This window comes from Macellibacteroides sp. (assembly GCF_050251695.1).
GTDB lineage: Bacteria > Bacteroidota > Bacteroidia > Bacteroidales > Tannerellaceae > Macellibacteroides > Macellibacteroides fermentans.
This window is the reverse complement of the sequence record NZ_JBFWMI010000005.1, coordinates 19520-37390: the sequence shown is the minus strand read 5'-3', so window position 1 is coordinate 37390 and position 17871 is coordinate 19520. Positions and strand designations below refer to the sequence as shown.

At 41.8% G+C, this 17871-nt stretch carries 18 protein-coding genes; 4 read left to right on the top strand and 14 right to left on the bottom strand.

Features of this window, described 5'->3' with window-relative positions:
- Nucleotides 1-3: 3 nt before the first annotated feature.
- The 7 genes from AB7E53_RS01625 to AB7E53_RS01595 all read right to left on the bottom strand — a co-directional run bounded on the left by AB7E53_RS01625 (nucleotide 4) and on the right by AB7E53_RS01595 (nucleotide 7382).
- Nucleotides 4-717: an ATP-binding protein gene (locus AB7E53_RS01625; protein WP_446773771.1), complete on the bottom strand. Its 714-nt coding sequence runs from the start codon at nucleotides 715-717 to the stop codon at nucleotides 4-6.
- Between the two features lie 283 nt (nucleotides 718-1000).
- Complete coding sequence (locus tag AB7E53_RS01620; RefSeq protein ID WP_446773769.1) at nucleotides 1001-2038, bottom strand: TraB/GumN family protein; 1038 nt, start codon at nucleotides 2036-2038, stop codon at nucleotides 1001-1003.
- 148 nt (nucleotides 2039-2186) lie between these two features.
- Nucleotides 2187-3329, bottom strand: coding sequence for a DUF4861 domain-containing protein (locus AB7E53_RS01615; protein ID WP_446773767.1), 1143 nt, complete (start codon nucleotides 3327-3329; stop codon nucleotides 2187-2189).
- Between the two features lie 7 nt (nucleotides 3330-3336).
- Nucleotides 3337-4131, bottom strand: coding sequence for a gluconate 5-dehydrogenase (locus AB7E53_RS01610; protein ID WP_079681875.1), 795 nt, complete (start codon nucleotides 4129-4131; stop codon nucleotides 3337-3339).
- Between the two features lie 15 nt (nucleotides 4132-4146).
- Nucleotides 4147-5592: an MFS transporter gene (locus AB7E53_RS01605; RefSeq protein WP_446773765.1), complete on the bottom strand. Its 1446-nt coding sequence runs from the start codon at nucleotides 5590-5592 to the stop codon at nucleotides 4147-4149.
- A gap of 12 nt (nucleotides 5593-5604) precedes the next feature.
- Nucleotides 5605-6447: a 5-dehydro-4-deoxy-D-glucuronate isomerase gene (gene kduI, locus AB7E53_RS01600; RefSeq protein ID WP_079681873.1), complete on the bottom strand. Its 843-nt coding sequence runs from the start codon at nucleotides 6445-6447 to the stop codon at nucleotides 5605-5607.
- Nucleotides 6448-6653: 206 nt separating this feature from the next.
- A complete protein-coding gene (locus tag AB7E53_RS01595) occupies nucleotides 6654-7382 on the bottom strand; it encodes an SDR family NAD(P)-dependent oxidoreductase (protein WP_446773763.1) in 729 nt (242 codons plus the stop codon).
- Nucleotides 7383-7675: 293 nt separating this feature from the next.
- Between AB7E53_RS01595 and AB7E53_RS01590 the strand changes: the two genes are divergently transcribed.
- The 3 genes from AB7E53_RS01590 (at nucleotide 7676) to fldA (ending at nucleotide 9939) form a co-directional block, all read left to right on the top strand.
- Nucleotides 7676-8431, top strand: a complete 756-nt coding sequence (locus tag AB7E53_RS01590) for a LiaF transmembrane domain-containing protein (protein WP_421467685.1) — start codon at nucleotides 7676-7678, stop codon at nucleotides 8429-8431.
- 15 nt (nucleotides 8432-8446) lie between these two features.
- Nucleotides 8447-9271, top strand: a complete 825-nt coding sequence (locus AB7E53_RS01585; RefSeq protein ID WP_446773761.1) for a LytTR family DNA-binding domain-containing protein — start codon at nucleotides 8447-8449, stop codon at nucleotides 9269-9271.
- Between the two features lie 155 nt (nucleotides 9272-9426).
- Entirely contained in the window at nucleotides 9427-9939 is a 513-nt protein-coding gene (gene fldA / locus AB7E53_RS01580; RefSeq protein WP_179399287.1) for a flavodoxin FldA, read from the top strand.
- A 68-nt stretch (nucleotides 9940-10007) separates the two neighbouring features.
- On the opposite strand, the gene AB7E53_RS01575 is transcribed toward fldA, so the two are convergent.
- Together AB7E53_RS01575 and AB7E53_RS01570 are read right to left on the bottom strand one after the other, a co-directional pair.
- On the bottom strand, nucleotides 10008-10841 hold the full coding sequence (locus tag AB7E53_RS01575; protein ID WP_446773759.1) for a hypothetical protein: 834 nt from the start codon (nucleotides 10839-10841) through the stop codon (nucleotides 10008-10010).
- 290 nt (nucleotides 10842-11131) lie between these two features.
- The gene (locus AB7E53_RS01570; RefSeq protein WP_079681867.1) at nucleotides 11132-11557 is read right to left on the bottom strand and encodes a VOC family protein; all 426 of its coding nucleotides are present in this window, start codon (nucleotides 11555-11557) and stop codon (nucleotides 11132-11134) included.
- A gap of 276 nt (nucleotides 11558-11833) precedes the next feature.
- Between AB7E53_RS01570 and AB7E53_RS01565 the strand changes: the two genes are divergently transcribed.
- Nucleotides 11834-12334: an NUDIX hydrolase gene (locus AB7E53_RS01565; protein WP_079681866.1), complete on the top strand. Its 501-nt coding sequence runs from the start codon at nucleotides 11834-11836 to the stop codon at nucleotides 12332-12334.
- Between the two features lie 71 nt (nucleotides 12335-12405).
- Here the strand turns inward: AB7E53_RS01565 and glmM are convergent, their stop codons facing one another.
- The 5 genes from glmM to rpe all read right to left on the bottom strand — a co-directional run bounded on the left by glmM (nucleotide 12406) and on the right by rpe (nucleotide 17789).
- On the bottom strand, nucleotides 12406-13794 hold the full coding sequence (gene glmM / locus AB7E53_RS01560) for a phosphoglucosamine mutase (RefSeq protein WP_446771956.1): 1389 nt from the start codon (nucleotides 13792-13794) through the stop codon (nucleotides 12406-12408).
- Nucleotides 13795-13803: 9 nt separating this feature from the next.
- Complete coding sequence (locus AB7E53_RS01555; RefSeq protein WP_079681864.1) at nucleotides 13804-14373, bottom strand: DUF4827 domain-containing protein; 570 nt, start codon at nucleotides 14371-14373, stop codon at nucleotides 13804-13806.
- 79 nt (nucleotides 14374-14452) lie between these two features.
- Nucleotides 14453-15502 (bottom strand): bifunctional oligoribonuclease/PAP phosphatase NrnA, encoded by a 1050-nt coding sequence (locus AB7E53_RS01550; RefSeq protein WP_350456154.1) that lies wholly within the window; start codon nucleotides 15500-15502, stop codon nucleotides 14453-14455.
- Between the two features lie 37 nt (nucleotides 15503-15539).
- Complete coding sequence (locus AB7E53_RS01545; RefSeq protein ID WP_446773757.1) at nucleotides 15540-17132, bottom strand: ComEC/Rec2 family competence protein; 1593 nt, start codon at nucleotides 17130-17132, stop codon at nucleotides 15540-15542.
- A 6-nt stretch (nucleotides 17133-17138) separates the two neighbouring features.
- On the bottom strand, nucleotides 17139-17789 hold the full coding sequence (gene rpe / locus AB7E53_RS01540) for a ribulose-phosphate 3-epimerase (RefSeq protein ID WP_446772361.1): 651 nt from the start codon (nucleotides 17787-17789) through the stop codon (nucleotides 17139-17141).
- Between the last annotated feature and the right edge of the window lie 82 nt (nucleotides 17790-17871).

Genomic DNA, 17871 nt, shown 5'->3' with positions numbered 1-17871 from the left:
ACGTTACTGATCTTTGAGTAGTGAAACGCCTGCCTTACGTTGGGCAAGGCGCATTTTAAGTCTTTCTCTGTACATCGCGTCCATTTCTTCGGAAGCGAAGTGTTCTTCTTCGTCCAGACCACCATTTACAGGAGATTTTTCGTATTTTGGAAATATGATAGCTTTACTTGGGCACATGCGGGCACATGCCGGGCAGTTGTTTTTACAGTTTTGTGGTTGGGCCACCTTTATTTGTCTATTTTCGAAAGTGTATACACCAAACAGGCAGAAGTCACGGCACCTTCCACATTCCGAACATCTTTCTTTATCTATAACAGGATACCAGGCATCCGTACCGTTTTCTACAGGAAAGGCATCTATTTCCTTTCGGGTGGATTCTTTTCCGGGTAAATTTTCTTTATCAGAACAAGGTTTTATCTGTAATTGGTCTAGAATTTCGTCACAACCCGAATTTCGGATATCCAAAATTCTTTCTGCAACTAGATTCAGTCTGTGTAAATGAGAGCGAATGGCACGGGGATAACATGCAATAATAAGAGAGGAAGCTATTTCCGTTATTTCGGACGATGTCTGTATCACTTTTTCGCAAAGATCAGGTATAACGGTTACTGAGTATTCTTCATTTCTCAATATAGCAGCAATTACGGCCACTTTATCTTTATTGACAAAAGAGCGCGACGCGCAAGCACAAATCGTCACTTTCTTATTTTGTATCATGATTTGAATTAGTTAGATACACAAATATGTAAAAAAGCATAAAGCTATGTACCTATTCGTTCATGAAAAGGAAAAAAGCAAGGGTAAACACGAAAGATTCTAAAACTATTAATCAGCGCTTATTGTCTCTAAATCTTTTACTAAAGATTTTATCCTAATTCTGACAATTCAATAACTAAAGTGGCCGTCAAGTAATTCTAATATGCCCAAGAATAGCAATCTATATCGATTGCTATTCTTGGGCATATTAGAATTACTTATAACATAGATTCCTTTAAATCATCTACATGGGCTCCACCGTATATCCGGCATCACGAAGTAGCTGGATAAGTCCTTCCTCTCCGGGAAGATGAGCTGCTCCTACAGCAATAAAGGTAGATTTATTCTTAATGTATGTTGGAATATGCTTCATCCAATCTCTGTTTCTATCTGGACCCAATGATTGTCTTGTTTCTTCCATTTGATTTTTTAACCCTGAATCCATTTTAACAATCTCATCAATCAGTTTCTGTTTTTCATCTTTCACTTTGTAGATGTTCTGTTCGCGGTAAGCATCCCGAACACCACCGACCATAAGATTCTTGGTATTTACAATATCATCAAAGCCTGAACGATTTATGAATTGAACAAGGGAATCGGCTTGTTGTTTCAATGTCATATCAGTAGTGAATATTGTGTTAGGCTCATATCCAATAAGTTCATCCAATCCTATTAATTCCAACCCCTTTGCTTTTGCTTTTTTAAGTAAGGCAATATCCATAATATCCTGTTCACTATAAAGTTGTTTTCTTCTGGCAATTACAACCGAATCAGGAAGACGGGTTGAACTTTCAAGAATCATCACCTTCTGCCGGATCCGGCTTCTAACCGTATCTTCAGATATCATCTGATAAAACATAAAAGATAAGACGTTGGGTCGCAGGTTCATTTTGTCCGAGGTTACCTTTAATTTCTTTGTTAGAAAGGTATCAAGTACATTTATTTGTGACTTATCCAGCAGATCGCTATAGGTAGTATCCGTGGGCAACAATATCAGTGCCCTAAGTTTATCTTGGGAAGAATTAGTAGCTTTTGGTAATACAGCAAATCTGTTTTCGCACATAAACTGCTTTACGGAGCGAAAAGAGGCATGAAAACCAGGAACACTGTCAAGAAAAGACTGATTGCGGAGCTCGGTATCTCCGTGCCATGTGCCAAATAGATAAGAGGGTTGGGTTAGGCCGTTGCCCGAAATTTTCCATAAAAGGCCCTCTTTGGGAGCCTTACCAAAGGCGCAGAGAGTAAAGAAGATCAGCAAAAGAAAGGGAAAATAGTTTTTCATAACCTGTAGATTTCGTTAAAGCTTCAAAGTTAGTTATTTTATAATACGAAGCAAATAAGATTCGAATAAACAGGATAAAAAAAACAAAACATGTTATCCTCTGCAATGCTTCAGAAGATAACATGTTCCAGCTATAACTATGTGCTTATTACTCTACGACTATCACCATCATAGGTTCGGCCTTCTTTGCGGATTCTTTTCTCACAAAATTAAACCAATCATCTTGTGTGGCAAAGCCCCATTTACTCCATCCGGCACCCCAATAGTATGTAAAGCTACTGTCTGGCTGGTAAGTAGTACATGCTAACAAATGGCCGTTGGCTCCCCGCGTCTTTTGCTCTTGGGCAGTAAAGTAGACTGGTTGTGCCGACTTAACCTCTCCGCCCGGTAAAATAGCTGCCAGATAAAGCTGTCCGTTATCACGATCCACCGGATCGGCATAGGCTATGTACCCCAGATCCGCATCAGCTTGCAAATTAGTAGTTGTATCATGTAATACAATACCTACTGCCAAAGGAGTGGCTGTAGACAGTCCCTCATACGAAACTGTTGCTTTATTTAATTGCGATCCGGCATCCAACGATAGCAATCGTGTTTCAACAACAGCGGTATCTGTATTAATCTTAAGCGGATGGTAGGTAAGTTTTACGGTAAAACGTAGCGGACCATTATCCAGTATCTCGAACGTATCATAACAATAGGGATACACCAACGTATCTGCAACCATGAGTGCTGCAGTTCCTGCTCCTAACGTAGGACCTACTTTGTAGAAATCGCAGCCGTTGCCATTATCCTTATGATAGGTTATTCCTTCCTTTAATTCCAATCGGTAACGTTCGGCCACAACGGGATACGACACCCGTTTTGCCCAGACATCATAACCGTAAGCCTTTTCGCCGCTGGCCTGCAAAGCCGGTCCGTAGGTACGAAAAGCGATACGGTCGTTCTCCCAGGCAATATCATCAACCCGTTCGGGATATTGATTTCCTGTTACGATGGTATCCACCTTCTGGGGTACACCTGCTTTTAGTTGGTAGCGCATTTCACTGCGTGCGGGTACACTGGCCTGAAATATCAGCTTATTATTATAGGTAAGCTGATAAGGAATCTCCTTTCCAGTAGAATCGGTCAGAATAAAGGGAGCGGTTGTCCACTGCGGATCCACATTTATTTCCACCATCTCATTCTCGCGCGGTTCGGAAGAAACATTCTGTACGGCAAGCGTGGCTATTTTATTTGAAGTGCAGCCAAACAGAATGGCTGCACATAAAAAACTAAGAATAAGCTTCATACGCAATTTAATTGGGTTGTTTTCCGATGTAAGCCAATATTCCACCGTCTACGTAAAGAATATGACCATTTACGAAGTTGGAAGCATCCGATGCCAGGAATACAGCCGGACCGGCAAGGTCTTCGGGCGTTCCCCAACGGGCTGCAGGAGTTTTGGCGATGATAAAAGAATCGAACGGATGTCTGCTTCCATCTGCCTGCGGTTCACGTAGCGGAGCAGTTTGCGGAGTGGCAATATAACCCGGTCCCAAACCGTTACATTGTATATTATGTTCGCCATATTCGGACGCGATATTGCGGGTAAGCATTTTAAGTCCCCCCTTTGCAGCAGCATAGGCAGATACCGTTTCGCGGCCCAGCTCACTCATCATCGAGCATATATTTATAATTTTACCGTGTCCTTTCTTAATCATGGAAGGAATAACAGCCTTAGCCACGATAAACGGTCCGTTCAAATCAATATCTATTACCTGGCGAAACTCTGCAGCAGTCATCTCATGCATGGGAATACGTTTAATGATTCCGGCATTATTCACCAGAATATCAATCACTCCAACCTCCTTTTCAATCTGTGCAACCATGTTATTAACCTGGTCCTCGTTAGTTACATCGCATACATATCCATGCGCTTTTACACCTTCGGCTTCGTAGGCGGCAAGACCTTTATCTACCAGCTCCTGTTTGATGTCGTTAAATACAACGGTTGCGCCAGCCTGAGCATAGGCCATAGCCAATGCAAATCCTATACCGTAAGAAGCTCCTGTTACAAGTGCCACCTTACCTTCTAATGAAAAATTTACCATAGTTTTTACGTTTAATTATAAGTTAATCTTTTTATAGGTAGGAACAAGCATTTTCATTACTACCCATCCGATCAGATAGGATACAGCACAAATAGAAAAGATGATGAAGTAACCTGCTTCAATTCCTTTAAAACCCATAAATTGCATCTGAGTATTTGTGGCATGGTCAAATAATACCCCCGAACTCATGTTGATGACAAATGCTCCAACACCACCGGCCATTCCTCCGATACCGGTAACGGTAGCGATAGCCGAACGGGGAAACATATCACCTACGGTAGAGAATATGTTGGCCGACCAGGCCTGATGGGCCGCTCCGGCGATACCGATAATCACCACAGGAAACCAGACTGCCAAAGCACCAAACTCCTCGGTCATCCCCCCCAAAGGCTGTGCGAGCAATGCCAATAAAGGGAAAAAGGCGAAGATGAGCATCGAACGCATACGTCCAGCATAGGGATGCATTCCCTTCTTTTCTACAAAGTAGGTTGGCAACCATCCACCTACAATAGACAGCAGGGTAATGAGGTAAAGAACAAATATCTGAGGTGCACTTTGCGTGGAGTCCAGTCCGTATACCGAGCTTAAGTAAGCCGGAGTCCAGAAAAGGAAAAACCACCAAACGCCATCCGTCATAAATTTACCAAATGCAAAAGCCCAGGTTTGTTTATATGTAAAGCATTGCATAAAAGGCATTTTCTTGGCCGGAGCCTCTGAAGTTCCTGCGGGTTCGTGGTCGTTATCCTGACGGATATAGCTTAATTCGGAAGCATTAACCCTGGGGTGAGCCTCGGGTTTTTTATAAATAAATACCCAAAAACCCATCCATACGAAACCTAAAGCCCCGATGATAAGGAATGCCAGCTCCCAGCCGAAACTTGCGGCAATGAAGGGAATACTTACCGGTGCGGCCAAAGCTCCCACAGTTGCCCCGGCATTAAAAATGCTGGTAGCGAAAGCACGGTCTTTCTTCGGAAAGAATTCGGCAGTAGCCTTAATTGCTGCAGGGAAGTTTCCGGCCTCACCTACTGCCAAAACAAAGCGGGCGATGATAAAGAAGGTAACACTGATGGATGCAATCTTTGCCACTAAGTCGGCTCCCTCTGCAATACGTAATGCCTCGGCACTATCTAATCCCACCACCCATTCGGTACCGATGCCGCAAAGAGCATGCAGACAGGCACCGAAAGACCAAACGCCGATGGACCATAAATATCCTTTTTTGGTGTCCATCCAATCCACAAACTTCCCGGCAAAAAGCATGGCAAGCGCATAAATAATTGAAAATGTGGCCGTAATATTTCCGTAATCGGCATTCGTCCAATGAAATTCCGGAGCGATAAAATCTTTCCAGGTCAGGGAAAGTACTTGTCGGTCCATATAGTTTACCGTTGTGGCAAAAAACAACATGCTGCAAATCACCCAACGGTAGTTTGTCATTTTTTCATTTTGTGTATTCATGGTATAGTCTGATTATTTAAGATCTTCGGTAGCACAACCATCCATATCGCCGTAATCCAGATTCTCACCGGCCATACCCCAGATAAAAGTATAGTTGCTGGTTGCACAAGCCGAGTGAATCGACCATACAGGCGAAATCACCGCCTCTTCATTCTTCATCCAGATGTGACGTGTTTCGTCGGTCTCGCCCATAAAATGACAGACAGCCTGACTTGAAGGCACTTCAAAGTAGAAATAAGCCTCCATACGACGGGGGTGTGTATGTGCCGGCATTGTATTCCAAACACTACCTGGCTTAAGTTCGGTCATCCCCATCTGAAGCTGGCAGGTTGGAAGAACCTGTTGTACAATCATGCGGTTTATCACACGGTGGTTAGAACCTTCCAGGCTACCCAGTTCGAGGATATTCGCTTCGGCTTTGGTAATCTTCTTGTCGGGATACGTACAATGCGCCGGAGCCGAATTAAAGTAAAAGTGCGCCGGATTGGCACTGTCCTTGCTGCTGAATCGTACGTTTCTATCGCCTTTTCCCAAATACAAAGCCTCTTTATAATCAAGTTCGAACGTTTGTCCGTCTACCTCTACAAAACCAGAACCTCCTACATTGATAATACCAAGCTCACGGCGCCACAAAAAGAAGGGAGCGCGTAAGGGATCAATAGCTGTTAATTCCATCGTTTCGGATACAGGAACAGCACCTCCAACAATCAGTCGGTCGTACATAGTGTAGACCAAATTAATTTCGTCGGCAACCATCAGATTGCTGATAAGGAAGTCTTTTCTCAACCGTGTTGTGTCGTAGCTTTTGGCATCGTCAGGGTGCGCGGCGTAGCGTACCTCATAATTTAGTTTCATATGTTCTATTTTAATATGGTTTTCGTGATATGGTTTGCTCAAATGTAGATATTAACTCAATACAATGCAAATAATATCAAAATAGTATAATAAATTGATATTTTAGAGGATGCTGCCGCTTCCTGAAGGTCTGTGTTGGTTGTTTAAGATACACCGGCATGCTCAATTATGCATCCGGAAAAGTGTCGGGATTTTCCTATGGTAACCTATTTATTGCTTATAGAAATGCGCTCCCATATCCATCGGGGAATAAGTCTCCAGAAAAAGACAATTATGGCATAACGTTTATCAATTACAACCACACGTTCTTTACGTTTGATCGATTTCATGATCTTGCGGGCTACACGGTCCGGTTTCATCAACATGGGATAGGTGCCCGTTTTAAGTAAGGCCGTTTCAACAAATCCGGGGCGGATATCCGTAAAGACGACTGGCTGCTTTTCCATGTGTGCAAGTTGAGCAAGTGCATCTATATACAGATTCTGAAATCCTTTAGTGGCCGAATAGGCAGGAGCCACCCCCAATCCTTTGGTACCGGCAATGGAACTGATAACTGCCAGATGCCCTTTGCGCTGTTCTTTAAAATACTGACAAGCAAAAGTTACCATGCGTATAAAGCCAACCACATTGGTCTGGGCCGTGGCAAGCTCAATATCCGGATTCAATTTCCGGTTCTGGTTCCCTACCCCCGCACTCAGGATAAACAGATCCATCCCTCCCACATTATCAATAAGCCTCTGCAGTTGTTGCGGAGAATCTGTTTCCGTAACATCTATCTGCTCAATCTCTATCTGGTCGGGAGCCGAAGATTTGAAGATCTCCAACGTTTCAATACGTCGCCCGGCCACACCTACCCGCCAACCCTTCTTTACATATCCTTTGGCAAGTTCGTATCCAATACCCGATGTAGCCCCTATTATGATTACTTTTTTCATTTGTACTTTTATATTAATAATATGATATCCGGAAGTCTGCTCCGGTTTTGGTTATAAAATTAATTGAATTTAGCCTTTATGCAAGAGCCTTTTTTGATTTATATTAGATCGGTATGGATTAGTAGCAGCTTCATAATATACCTTCGGGTATTTTATTATCTTTGCAATTGAGCTTTGTTTGTCGGCTTTTTTCGGCTATTCATCGCTTTTTTGCAGCTAATTACCTATTTACTATTGATATAGCAAAAGATACCATATAGTTTTGTGGTATATTCATTTTAATACTAAAAAATATGGAAATTATTAATCCTCCTCAAGACCGCAAAGATTCCGAACGCTCTGAACAGCCCAAACCCGGAATGCCCAAATCTGTTCTTCTACCCGTTTTATTTATAATAGGTGGTATTCTTTTTCTTTTCAGAAATCTGAATATGATCGATAATACGCTGTTCGGAATGTTTATTTCGTGGCAAACGCTGATGGTAGTAATCGGGATATTTTTATTAGCCAATAAAAATTATCCCGGCGGATTGGTAGTCCTTTTTCTTGGATCGGCCTTCTGGGCAGAAAAAATAGGAATGCTTTCATCCGGCTTCATGTTCACCTTCTGGCCGATAATATTTGTGATTATAGGTGTTGGCATACTTATTAAAAGAGGCAGCAAGGATTCCGAATATTACCACAGAAATAAATTCACAACAGTCAACGAAAATTCCGGCGGTTATGTGGATTCTCGGAACACCTTTGGCGATGTAAAACGGATTGTACTGGATCCTGTTTTTAACGGTGGATACGTTGAAAATGGTTTTGGAGCCACCCGTATTGATTTCAGAAAGACGTCTCTTCCTTTGGGCACCACGGTGCTGGATGTGAATTGTTACTTTGGAAGCATCGAATTATATATTCCGGGTGAGTGGAATATACGGAACGAAGCACATCCTTTTCTGGGTTCTTCGGATGATAAACGGATGGACCACGGAAGTGCTAATTCGGATCGGACATTGGTTATAAAGGGTACGGTTACGTTTGGAAGTTTAGAGATTAAATAATTAGACGCTCGTACCATGCATCCATTTCTTGCTTCAAAGAAAGAAAAAGTATCGATCAGTCTGCTTACTTTGTTGGCCGTAACCAATCAATGGATCTTGTTGTATCTATACGTAGATATGCCATTCAATGTGATTACGGCCGACAGTTTGTTTTCTGTTTTTCTTTTTGCCTGTCTGGGATATCTGCTATGGTACATGGTTGATGTAACAAGGGCTCCTTTACTTGAAGCGCTGGTTGCTTTTTTAACACTGGGACTTTGGCTGTCTCTCTCTTTTGCCAGTCTCTATTTCTTTGATTATGCCGACGGACAAATAGACCATTACTTCATTCGAACTCTACCTATCAGGGTTCTTTTGGGTATTTTATGTTGGGTTATCTTGTTGCAGTGGTACCGGTTATGCAAACTAAAGGATGTAAACGATTCCATTGAAGTAAATTGTCAGACAACTACAGAACCGTCTGGATTACCTGATAATGAAGAACCGAAGGAATCTCTGCTGAAGCACGAGATTACAGATCATATTGCGGTTAAATCCGGAACAAGAATTCATATCGTACGATTGGACGAGCTTTTATACCTGCAGGCGGAAGGTGATTATGTGATGCTTTTCTCCGCAAGCGGGCAATACCTTAAAGAGCAGACGATGAAGTATTTCGAGACGTGTTTACCTCCTCATCGGTTTGTTCGCATCCACAGATCGTACATTATCAATGTGGAACAGATTCTCAGGGTCGAATTATATGGTAAAGAGAGCTACCATGTTTTGCTGAAAAACGGTAAATGCCTGCGTGCCAGCAGTGCCGGTTATAAGTTGCTAAAGGACAGGTTGTCGCTCTAACTTGCTCACAGCTCATACCTACATATAATGATTTTACAACCAAAGTATACCTATAAATAGGGATTTTATAGTCTTTGCTTGTCTGCTATCTTTGTGAAATAACAAGATTGTAGTCTTACAAAGCTTACATGTTTACATTTTTAAATTAACTCCGTATGAAAAAAATAGGTATATTTTATGGTTCCGGAACAGGAACAACCGGCGAAATTGCCGAACGTATTGCTGAGAAACTCGGTTTGGGCAGCGAGCATGTATATGATATCTCATCAGTGGATCTGAATGTGTTGACTCAATACGATTTGTTGATATTGGGTACTTCCACCTGGGGTAGCGGCGATCTGCAGGATGACTGGGATAATGCCATCGGTAAAGTAAAAAAACTGGATCTTTCGGGTAAGGCTGTGGCTTTATTCGGATTGGGGGATTCGGGATCATTCAGCGACTCTTTCTGCAGTGGTATGGGTATACTCTATCGCGAATTACAGGGCAGCGGCGTTACATTTTATGGATGGAGCGATCCGGAAGAGTATGAGTTTGAAGATTCCGAATCGGTTGTGGACGGGAAGTTTGTAGGTCTGGTTCTGGATGAAACAAATGAAAGTACCCTCACCAACGGCAGAATTGACAAATGGATTGATTTACTCAAAAAGGATTGTCCTGCCAGCTGATATTTGATTCCTTCCTTTATGCTGCAGTTTAGTTCTGCAAAATAAAGGAAGGTATTCGCAGCTTATAATTAGGAAGACTGTGGCAAGTGGATACTTATTTCATTGCCTTGACCGAAATGATTTCCCGACTCTATCCAGCCATTTTGTGCTTTAACAACTAAGTTTACATAGTCAATCTCCTCTTCCTGTCCCTCATTTTCCTTTTCCGGGTCCTGACTATCAGCTTTTACCCGGTGGTTAGCTCTGCTATCTTGCTTGATATTAAGAACGCCATCGCCCTCCACTGTAAGGGAAAATACGTGATTCTTTTTCTCTGTTATCAATTGAATATATGTATTACCCGGCGAGAGAGCTACCAGCTGATCAACAATGATATATATAGCACGTATCAGATGCTCTTTATCGGCTTTTATCAGGGGAGAATCCATTCTGTCGGTAATGCGGATGGTAAGAGGCATCGTACTTTCGTTGATGCAGGTGTTTTTTAATTCTTGTAGAGCCTCAATAATATTAAATTCAGAAACATTCCGTACGTAGAACCCCTCTTGTTCTTTTTCGATAAACAACATGGCCTGGATCCGGTTCTCGCCCTTTCTGAGTTCGGAGAATACTTGCTTGGAGTTGTTGGCATTGGCGGCCGACTGAGATATAGTATGCAAGGTAGATGATACTTTGGTATAAAAATCCATTTTAATCTGGTTTATCTTCCGCTGGTGGTTAAAAGAATAAACAAGAATAAAAGCTCCCATAATAAAAAGCATAAATGTTACCAACGATGAGATATAAAGGAGTATCATGTCGTGAGTGAAATGCTTAAAAAGAATTTCATAGCTCTTTCCAAGCAGTATTCCCTGCAGTACCAGAAGCACCACTGCGACCAGACCACATAATATCCATGGCATATATAGATATTTACCTTGCATTTATTTTAGTTTGGACAAAAATACAATTTTAATTAAGCTGACCAATTAAATAACGGAAAATTAGTACGAATTAATATATCCGATCTTATTTTCTTCTTTCAATCTGAACCTATCTTTATGCAAAAACAAGTGATATCTTGTCTTCATTAGCATCCTCGATATGTTTATTTACTAAAAGATGAGATCAGGATATGGATGTGACCCAATTCTGATCTCATATATTACAATGTGCGATTACTTATCTAATCTCACCTTCTACTCCCAATCACTTATTTAGGAATATCATAGTTTACCATCCAGCTAATTCCAAACTTATCGGTAAACATACCATACCATGATCCCCAAAAAGCTATTTCGAACGGCATCTGGATTGTTCCTCCCTCGGATAACTCGTTAAAAATCCGGCGAGCCTCCTCTTCGCTGTCGGGACTAATGGTAAGGGCAATGTTATCTCCAAACTTTACCGGGGGACTAAATGCTTCGGAGCAATCGGAGCCCATCAGCAGCATCTCGCCTTTCACATCAAGATTGAGGTGTAACACTTTTTCCTTTTCCGAATCCGGAACCGGTTGATCCGATTGAGGCATATCCTTATATCGCATAATATGCAATTCGCCTCCAAAAACGTCTTTATAAAAATTGAAAGCTGTTTCACAGTTTCCATTAAATAGCAAATAGGCAGTTACTTTAGTCATTTTACTAAATTTAAAAGTTAAACATCAAATAAGGGTCTTTAAAACGTGCTGAGCTATTACAGGCTTTTGCCGGTAAATCAAACACTTACATTTAAAACGGCTTACTTTGTAAAATAGTTGCGGGGTATTGTAGATTTCTAATTTATTTTCTTACATCTTCTATAACATATATCATTCTATCGTAAAAGATAAAGTTCATTATCTTTGCATTTTATCAATGAGTGTTTCCTTGCTAATGAAGGTAAGGGAAGTATACTATACATATAATAATTAGCTATGCAAAAAGAAGAGTGGTTTCCGTTGGTCGACTCCGATGGTTCCGTTATAGGAAAAGCAACGCGTAAAGAGTGTCATAGCGGAAGTAAGTTGCTGCATCCGGTTATCCACCTGCATGTTTTTAATGATGCTGGTGATCTGTTCCTTCAAAAACGTTCCGAATCCAAAGATATACAGCCGGGTAAATGGGATACAGCTGTAGGTGGTCATGTAGATTGGGGTGAAACAGTAGAAGACGCTCTTAGAAGGGAGGCTATGGAGGAACTTGGAATTATTGGTTTTACTCCCCAGCTTGTAACATGCTATGAGTTTGAATCGGAAATTGAGCGTGAACTGGTTCATACCTACAAAACTACTTACAATGGAGTTATCTTGCCAAACAAAGACGAGATTGAAGAAGGACGCTTCTGGACGCTGGCCGAAGTTAAGGCTGGTATGGGTAAAGGAATCTTTACGCCCAACTTTGAAGGAGAATTGGATAGGGTGTTACCCGACTTATAACACTAAGTAATCTTTGTAAATCAAAAAGGAGAGCCTTGCGTACTCTCCTTTTTGATTTGTATTTTGGATTGTTATTTACACATTTCGTGAATGATGCTAATTAACTGGCCTCCTAATTCGTCGGCTTCCTCCATTGTATGGGCTTCTGAATAGATACGGATAATCGGTTCCGTATTACTTTTGCGAAGGTGCACCCACTTGTCCGGGAAGTCTATCTTTACACCGTCGATATCTGTAATATCGTTGCCTGCAAACTTTTCCTTTACCTTTTCTAGAATGGCATCCACATCAATTTCGGGAGTAAGCTCAACTTTCTGTTTTGAGATGAAATAAGGAGGATAGCTGGCGCGAAGCTCGCTTGCTTTCATTTTTTTCTTTGCCAGATGACTCAGGAAAAGAGCGATACCTACCAAAGCATCGCGTCCGTAATGGCTGGCAGGATAGATAACACCTCCGTTGCCCTCGCCACCGATAACGGCATTGGTTTCTTTCATTTTGGCTACCACATTTACTTCTCCTACAGCTGCTGCCTGATAGGTACATCCATGTGCTTCGGTTACATCACGCAAGGCACGGCTTGAACTAAGGTTACTTACCGTATTACCGGGAGTATGACTCAGTACATAGTCGCTGATAGCAACCAGCGTATATTCTTCACCAAACATTTCTCCGTTTTCACATACCAGGGCCAGACGGTCCACATCCGGATCAACAACAAAGCCAATATCAGCCTTTGCATGTTTCATCAACTCTGATATTTCAGTAAGATGCTGTGGCAGCGGCTCCGGATTGTGTGCAAAGTTTCCATGAGGCGCACAATGTAATTTGAATATCTCCTTTACGCCAAGTGCATAAAGCAGGTCGGGTAAAACAACCCCTCCTACAGAGTTTACGCAGTCGATAGCCACTCTGAAATTGGCAGCCTTAATCGCTTCCACATCCACCAGATCAAGATTCAACACACTTTCGATGTGTTTCTGTTTATAGGTTGTATCTACAGTAACTTTTCCCAACGAGTCTACATCGGCAAAGGTAAAATCTTCTGAAGCAGCTATTTCCAATACTTCATTCCCTTCGGCAGCATTCAGGAATTCACCTCTTTCGTTCAACAACTTGAGGGCATTCCATTGCTTAGGATTATGACTGGCGGTAAGGATGATTCCTCCGCAGGCTTTTTCCATTGTAACAGCCATCTCGGTTGTGGGGGTAGTTGCCAGATCAATGTCTACCACATCAAATCCCATTCCGGTAAGCGTTCCTAGAACAATCTGTTTTACCATCGGGCCGGAAATACGGGCGTCTCTACCAACCACAATTTTGTTGGTGTTCAATTTTGTGCTTTTTCTAATAAAGGTAGCGTATGCCGCAACAAACTTAACAATTGCCAGCGGGCTTAATCCATCTTCGGGCTTGCCTCCAATGGTTCCCCGAATACCTGAAATAGATTTAATCAGTGTCATAAGTTATATTTAATCAAATTGATAGGTCACTAAATCATAATAGACAGGAGTACCGGCGCTCTGCTGTGAATAGGTACCGATTGTACTTCCCACCTGGAAAGGTACGATAAGTTTCACTCTGGCACGGTCGCCCACATATTGCAGCGGAGTTCCCAAACCTTCGCTCAGGAAAGCGTTAAATGCATTATTATCTACTTGTGTACTGTAATTTCCATATTTAAATTCTACAGGAAATTTCCAGCTGCTGAAGTTCTCGAAGGGTATAACGGTATCAGTATCCAGCAAAAGGCCTTTAAATCTTGTCAGCACAGTTGTTTGACTAAGCACGGCCCGGGTTCCGTTACCGGAATCAATTACATGCATATAAACATCGTTGGGTAACAAAACAAATTCTTTATCCTTAAATACGCCATTCTCAGGATAGTTTTTCAATACAACAATTCCACTGTCGCGGATCAATGCCTCGATAGCTTTTTCCTGAGCATTCAGCATATCGGTATACGATTTGGTTTTATCGCCACACGATACAACTGCCAGTACCGCACATAGAATCAACAGAATATTAAAACTTTTTTTCATCTCTAATTTAAATTCGTTAGGACTGATTGCCCGTTTATATTAACATTGAACGACAAAGATAAATAATCACCGTAACATCTTACTTATGTTTGATAAAATCTTCGGTATTATTAGGATTAAATTCCGTTAAACCTTGTTCAAACCTTTTTATTGCATCTTCCAAAGTACCATAAAACTCGCCACCGGAAGCATTCTTGTGCCCTCCGCCATTAAAATATTTGGCAGCAAATTCGTTGCAGGGGAAATCGCCCACCGAGCGAAGAGATATTTTAATGTAGTCGGAATCTTCGCGGATAAAGACTGAAAAAGATACACCTTCGATGCTGAGGGGTAAGTTTACAAAGCCCTCTGTGTCGCCAGTCTGGTAGTTAAATCGGTTTAGCTCGTCCACCGACAAGGCAATCATTGCGGCCTGCATATCATGGTGCACTTTCATTTTCTCGTACAGCACATAGCCCATCAAACGTAAACGTCCTTCGGAATAAACCTGATTAATACGCCGATAGATCAAATCCTTATCTATGCCTAATTTTATCAGTTCACCGATTATGGTATATATTTCCGGGTGATTGGAATTATAGGTAAATGCTCCGGTATCGGTCATCATCCCTGTATAGATACATTCGGCTGCGTTTTTATCAATCAGGTCGAACAAGCCCATGCGGCAGATAAACCTGAATACCATTTCGCTGGTTGATGAAATGTTGGGGTAAGACATCGTTACGTTACAAAACTCAACCGGATGCAGGTGATGGTCGATCAACACCTTACGGGCTTCCGACTTTAATACCGGGTCTGCCAGTTTCTCAATTCGTTTGGGATCGTTAAAGTCGAGACAAAAAATCACATCCGCATCACTGATCAACTGTTCAGAAAATTCGGGATACTTCTCGTAAATTGTTACATCCTTGGTTCCCGGCATCCACTTCAAAAAATTGGGGTAATCATTGGGAACAATCACCGAAACATTCTCCTTCCCATAGGCATTAAGGAAATGGAACAATCCAAGAGCAGATCCTATCGCATCTCCATCGGGTGAAACATGGGTTACTATTACAAAGCTCTCTCCTTTTTCTATATATTTATGAGCTTTCTGTATCTTGTCTTCGTGAATGATTTTTGTAATCATAGAGTTTTGTTTTTACTAGGGCAAAGGTACTACTTTTTTATGGACCAGCGTATACGAATCGGGCTTTTAGCATTAATACAAATACAATTAGTAAACAGCCAAGTGCCACCAGCAGAGCATATGGAGCACGGCGTTTCAGGTAATAAAGGAAAAACCCGATACTGCCATAGCTGACCAGCATCTCCCAAAATCCAATTGAAAAACTCACGGATGCTCCTGGTATTCTGCCAAAAGACGTTACAATCCAAAGCATCCATCTGCATAAAAGCTCGATGATTTCCTGTCCCCATACAGGATATCCCATGCCAACAGAAACCAACGACCATGCCACGGTTAATGGGATCAACAATGTGGATAAAGCGGCAAGGGGAAGATTGGTAAATAAAAATACCAATGAAAACCTACCGAATACATATAAACACAGCGGAGTTGTACCAGCTTGAGCAGCCAATGTAACGGATGTCCAGTCTCTTGGAGTCGCAAGCAAGGGATTTCGGATAGTGAGCAGACTGTTTAACCTGGGCTGCAAATACAAAATAAAGAAAACCGCAATATAACTTAACTGAAATCCGGCATCAAATAGAAACCAGGGATTGTACACAAGCATAAGAAAAGCCGAAGCAGCCAATATATTGTAACTATCGGCACGCCTGGAAATTAATCGGCCAACAAGAAAGAACGTGAGCATAAGTCCGGCTCTCACTGCCGGTGCCGACAAACCCGACACATATACAAATCCCCAAAGGAACGTTATGGTGAACAGAAACCGAATCAGACGAAATCCGACCGTATTGGGAAAGGCTGACAGCATAAAAGAGATAAATGTACAGAAAATTGCTACATGGAAACCGCTTACCGAGATAATATGCATTACTCCCGTCGTAGAAAAATCCTTCAGGATCTCTTTATCCAGTGTAGCTCGGTGACCAAAGGTCAGTGCTGCCAAGGTTGATTTTGCCGTTTGAGGAAGCGACAACTGATTGATCTGGTCGGCCAAACGCTGCCGAAAACGCAATGCTTTATGCTTTAGCGATAACGAGCTCTCTTCCAAATCACCAATAATCGCATAATCGGCACAGTAACCGGTGGCCACAATTCCGTTAGAACGAAGGTAATGCAAATAACCCTGTGGCTCGTTTCGCTGACCAACGGGAGTAAACCGCATATTTAAAAGAAGCTTTTCGCCTGGTAAAAGAGAAGATATTAGAGTGTCTTTCGGAAAATAAACCTGAACACGCCGGTCTAAAATTCGCTTTTGAGCGGATGGAGTGGAGAGTAACTTCATCTCGCACAGGATGGATTTATTCTTCTCGACCGGAGAATCCTCAAGTTGAGCCCACACCTGCATTCTTTTTTCTTCCGGGAAATTCCATCTTAGCCTATCTTCATGAAACTTCATATTTTGCATGGCAAGGAAAAGCAACAGAGAAGAGAAAGCTGCTCCCCATACCCATTTATATTTGTATAAAGGTTTGATTTTGGGGTGCATAGCGACCTGCAGACCACCCACTCCCACAATCAACAACGTCCACGTAAATATGGAGGATGGAAGATAGATTTGAAGTAAGATTCCGGTTAACAATAAAAAAAGCGGCCTCGTAAAAGGCCGCTTTCTGATTTCATTTATCATTGCTATTTATATTGCCTTGAGTTGCCGGATAGTTTCGACCGGATCGGGCGATTTAAAAACATAATTACCTGCTACCAACACATCGGCACCCGCATCAACCAGACGTTTTCCGGTTTCGGCATTCACACCACCGTCCACTTCAATCAAAGTTGACAACCCTTTACGGTCAACCAGTTTTTTTAGCTCTTTCACCTTTTCCACCGAATGCTCAATAAAGCGCTGTCCTCCATAACCGGGATTAACAGACATAAGCAATACCATATCCAGTTCCTGAATAATATCTTCAAGTAAGGATACAGGTGTGTGGGGATTAAGAGTAACTCCGGCTTTCATACCGGCCTCCTTTATAGCAGTAATGGTTCTGTGAAGATGTGTACAGGCCTCGTAATGTACATTCATCATATATGCACCTGTAGCTGCCACCTCGTTAATAAACTTCTGTGGTTCAACAATCATTAAATGCACATCCATCGGTTTTTTACAAACATCCTTCAGAGCATTTAATACAGGAAAACCAAAAGAGATATTAGGAACGAATACTCCGTCCATAATATCCAGGTGCAACCAATCGGCGTCGCTGTTATTTATCATCTCCACATCACGCTGCAGATTCAAAAAATCGGCAGAAAGTAAAGATGGTGCAATTTTATGATTCATAAATTCCTTTTGTTTTTTGCAAAGATAGACAAAAAGGAATTTAATTCATAAAAACAACACATTTGTCTGCTGTCTTCACCGG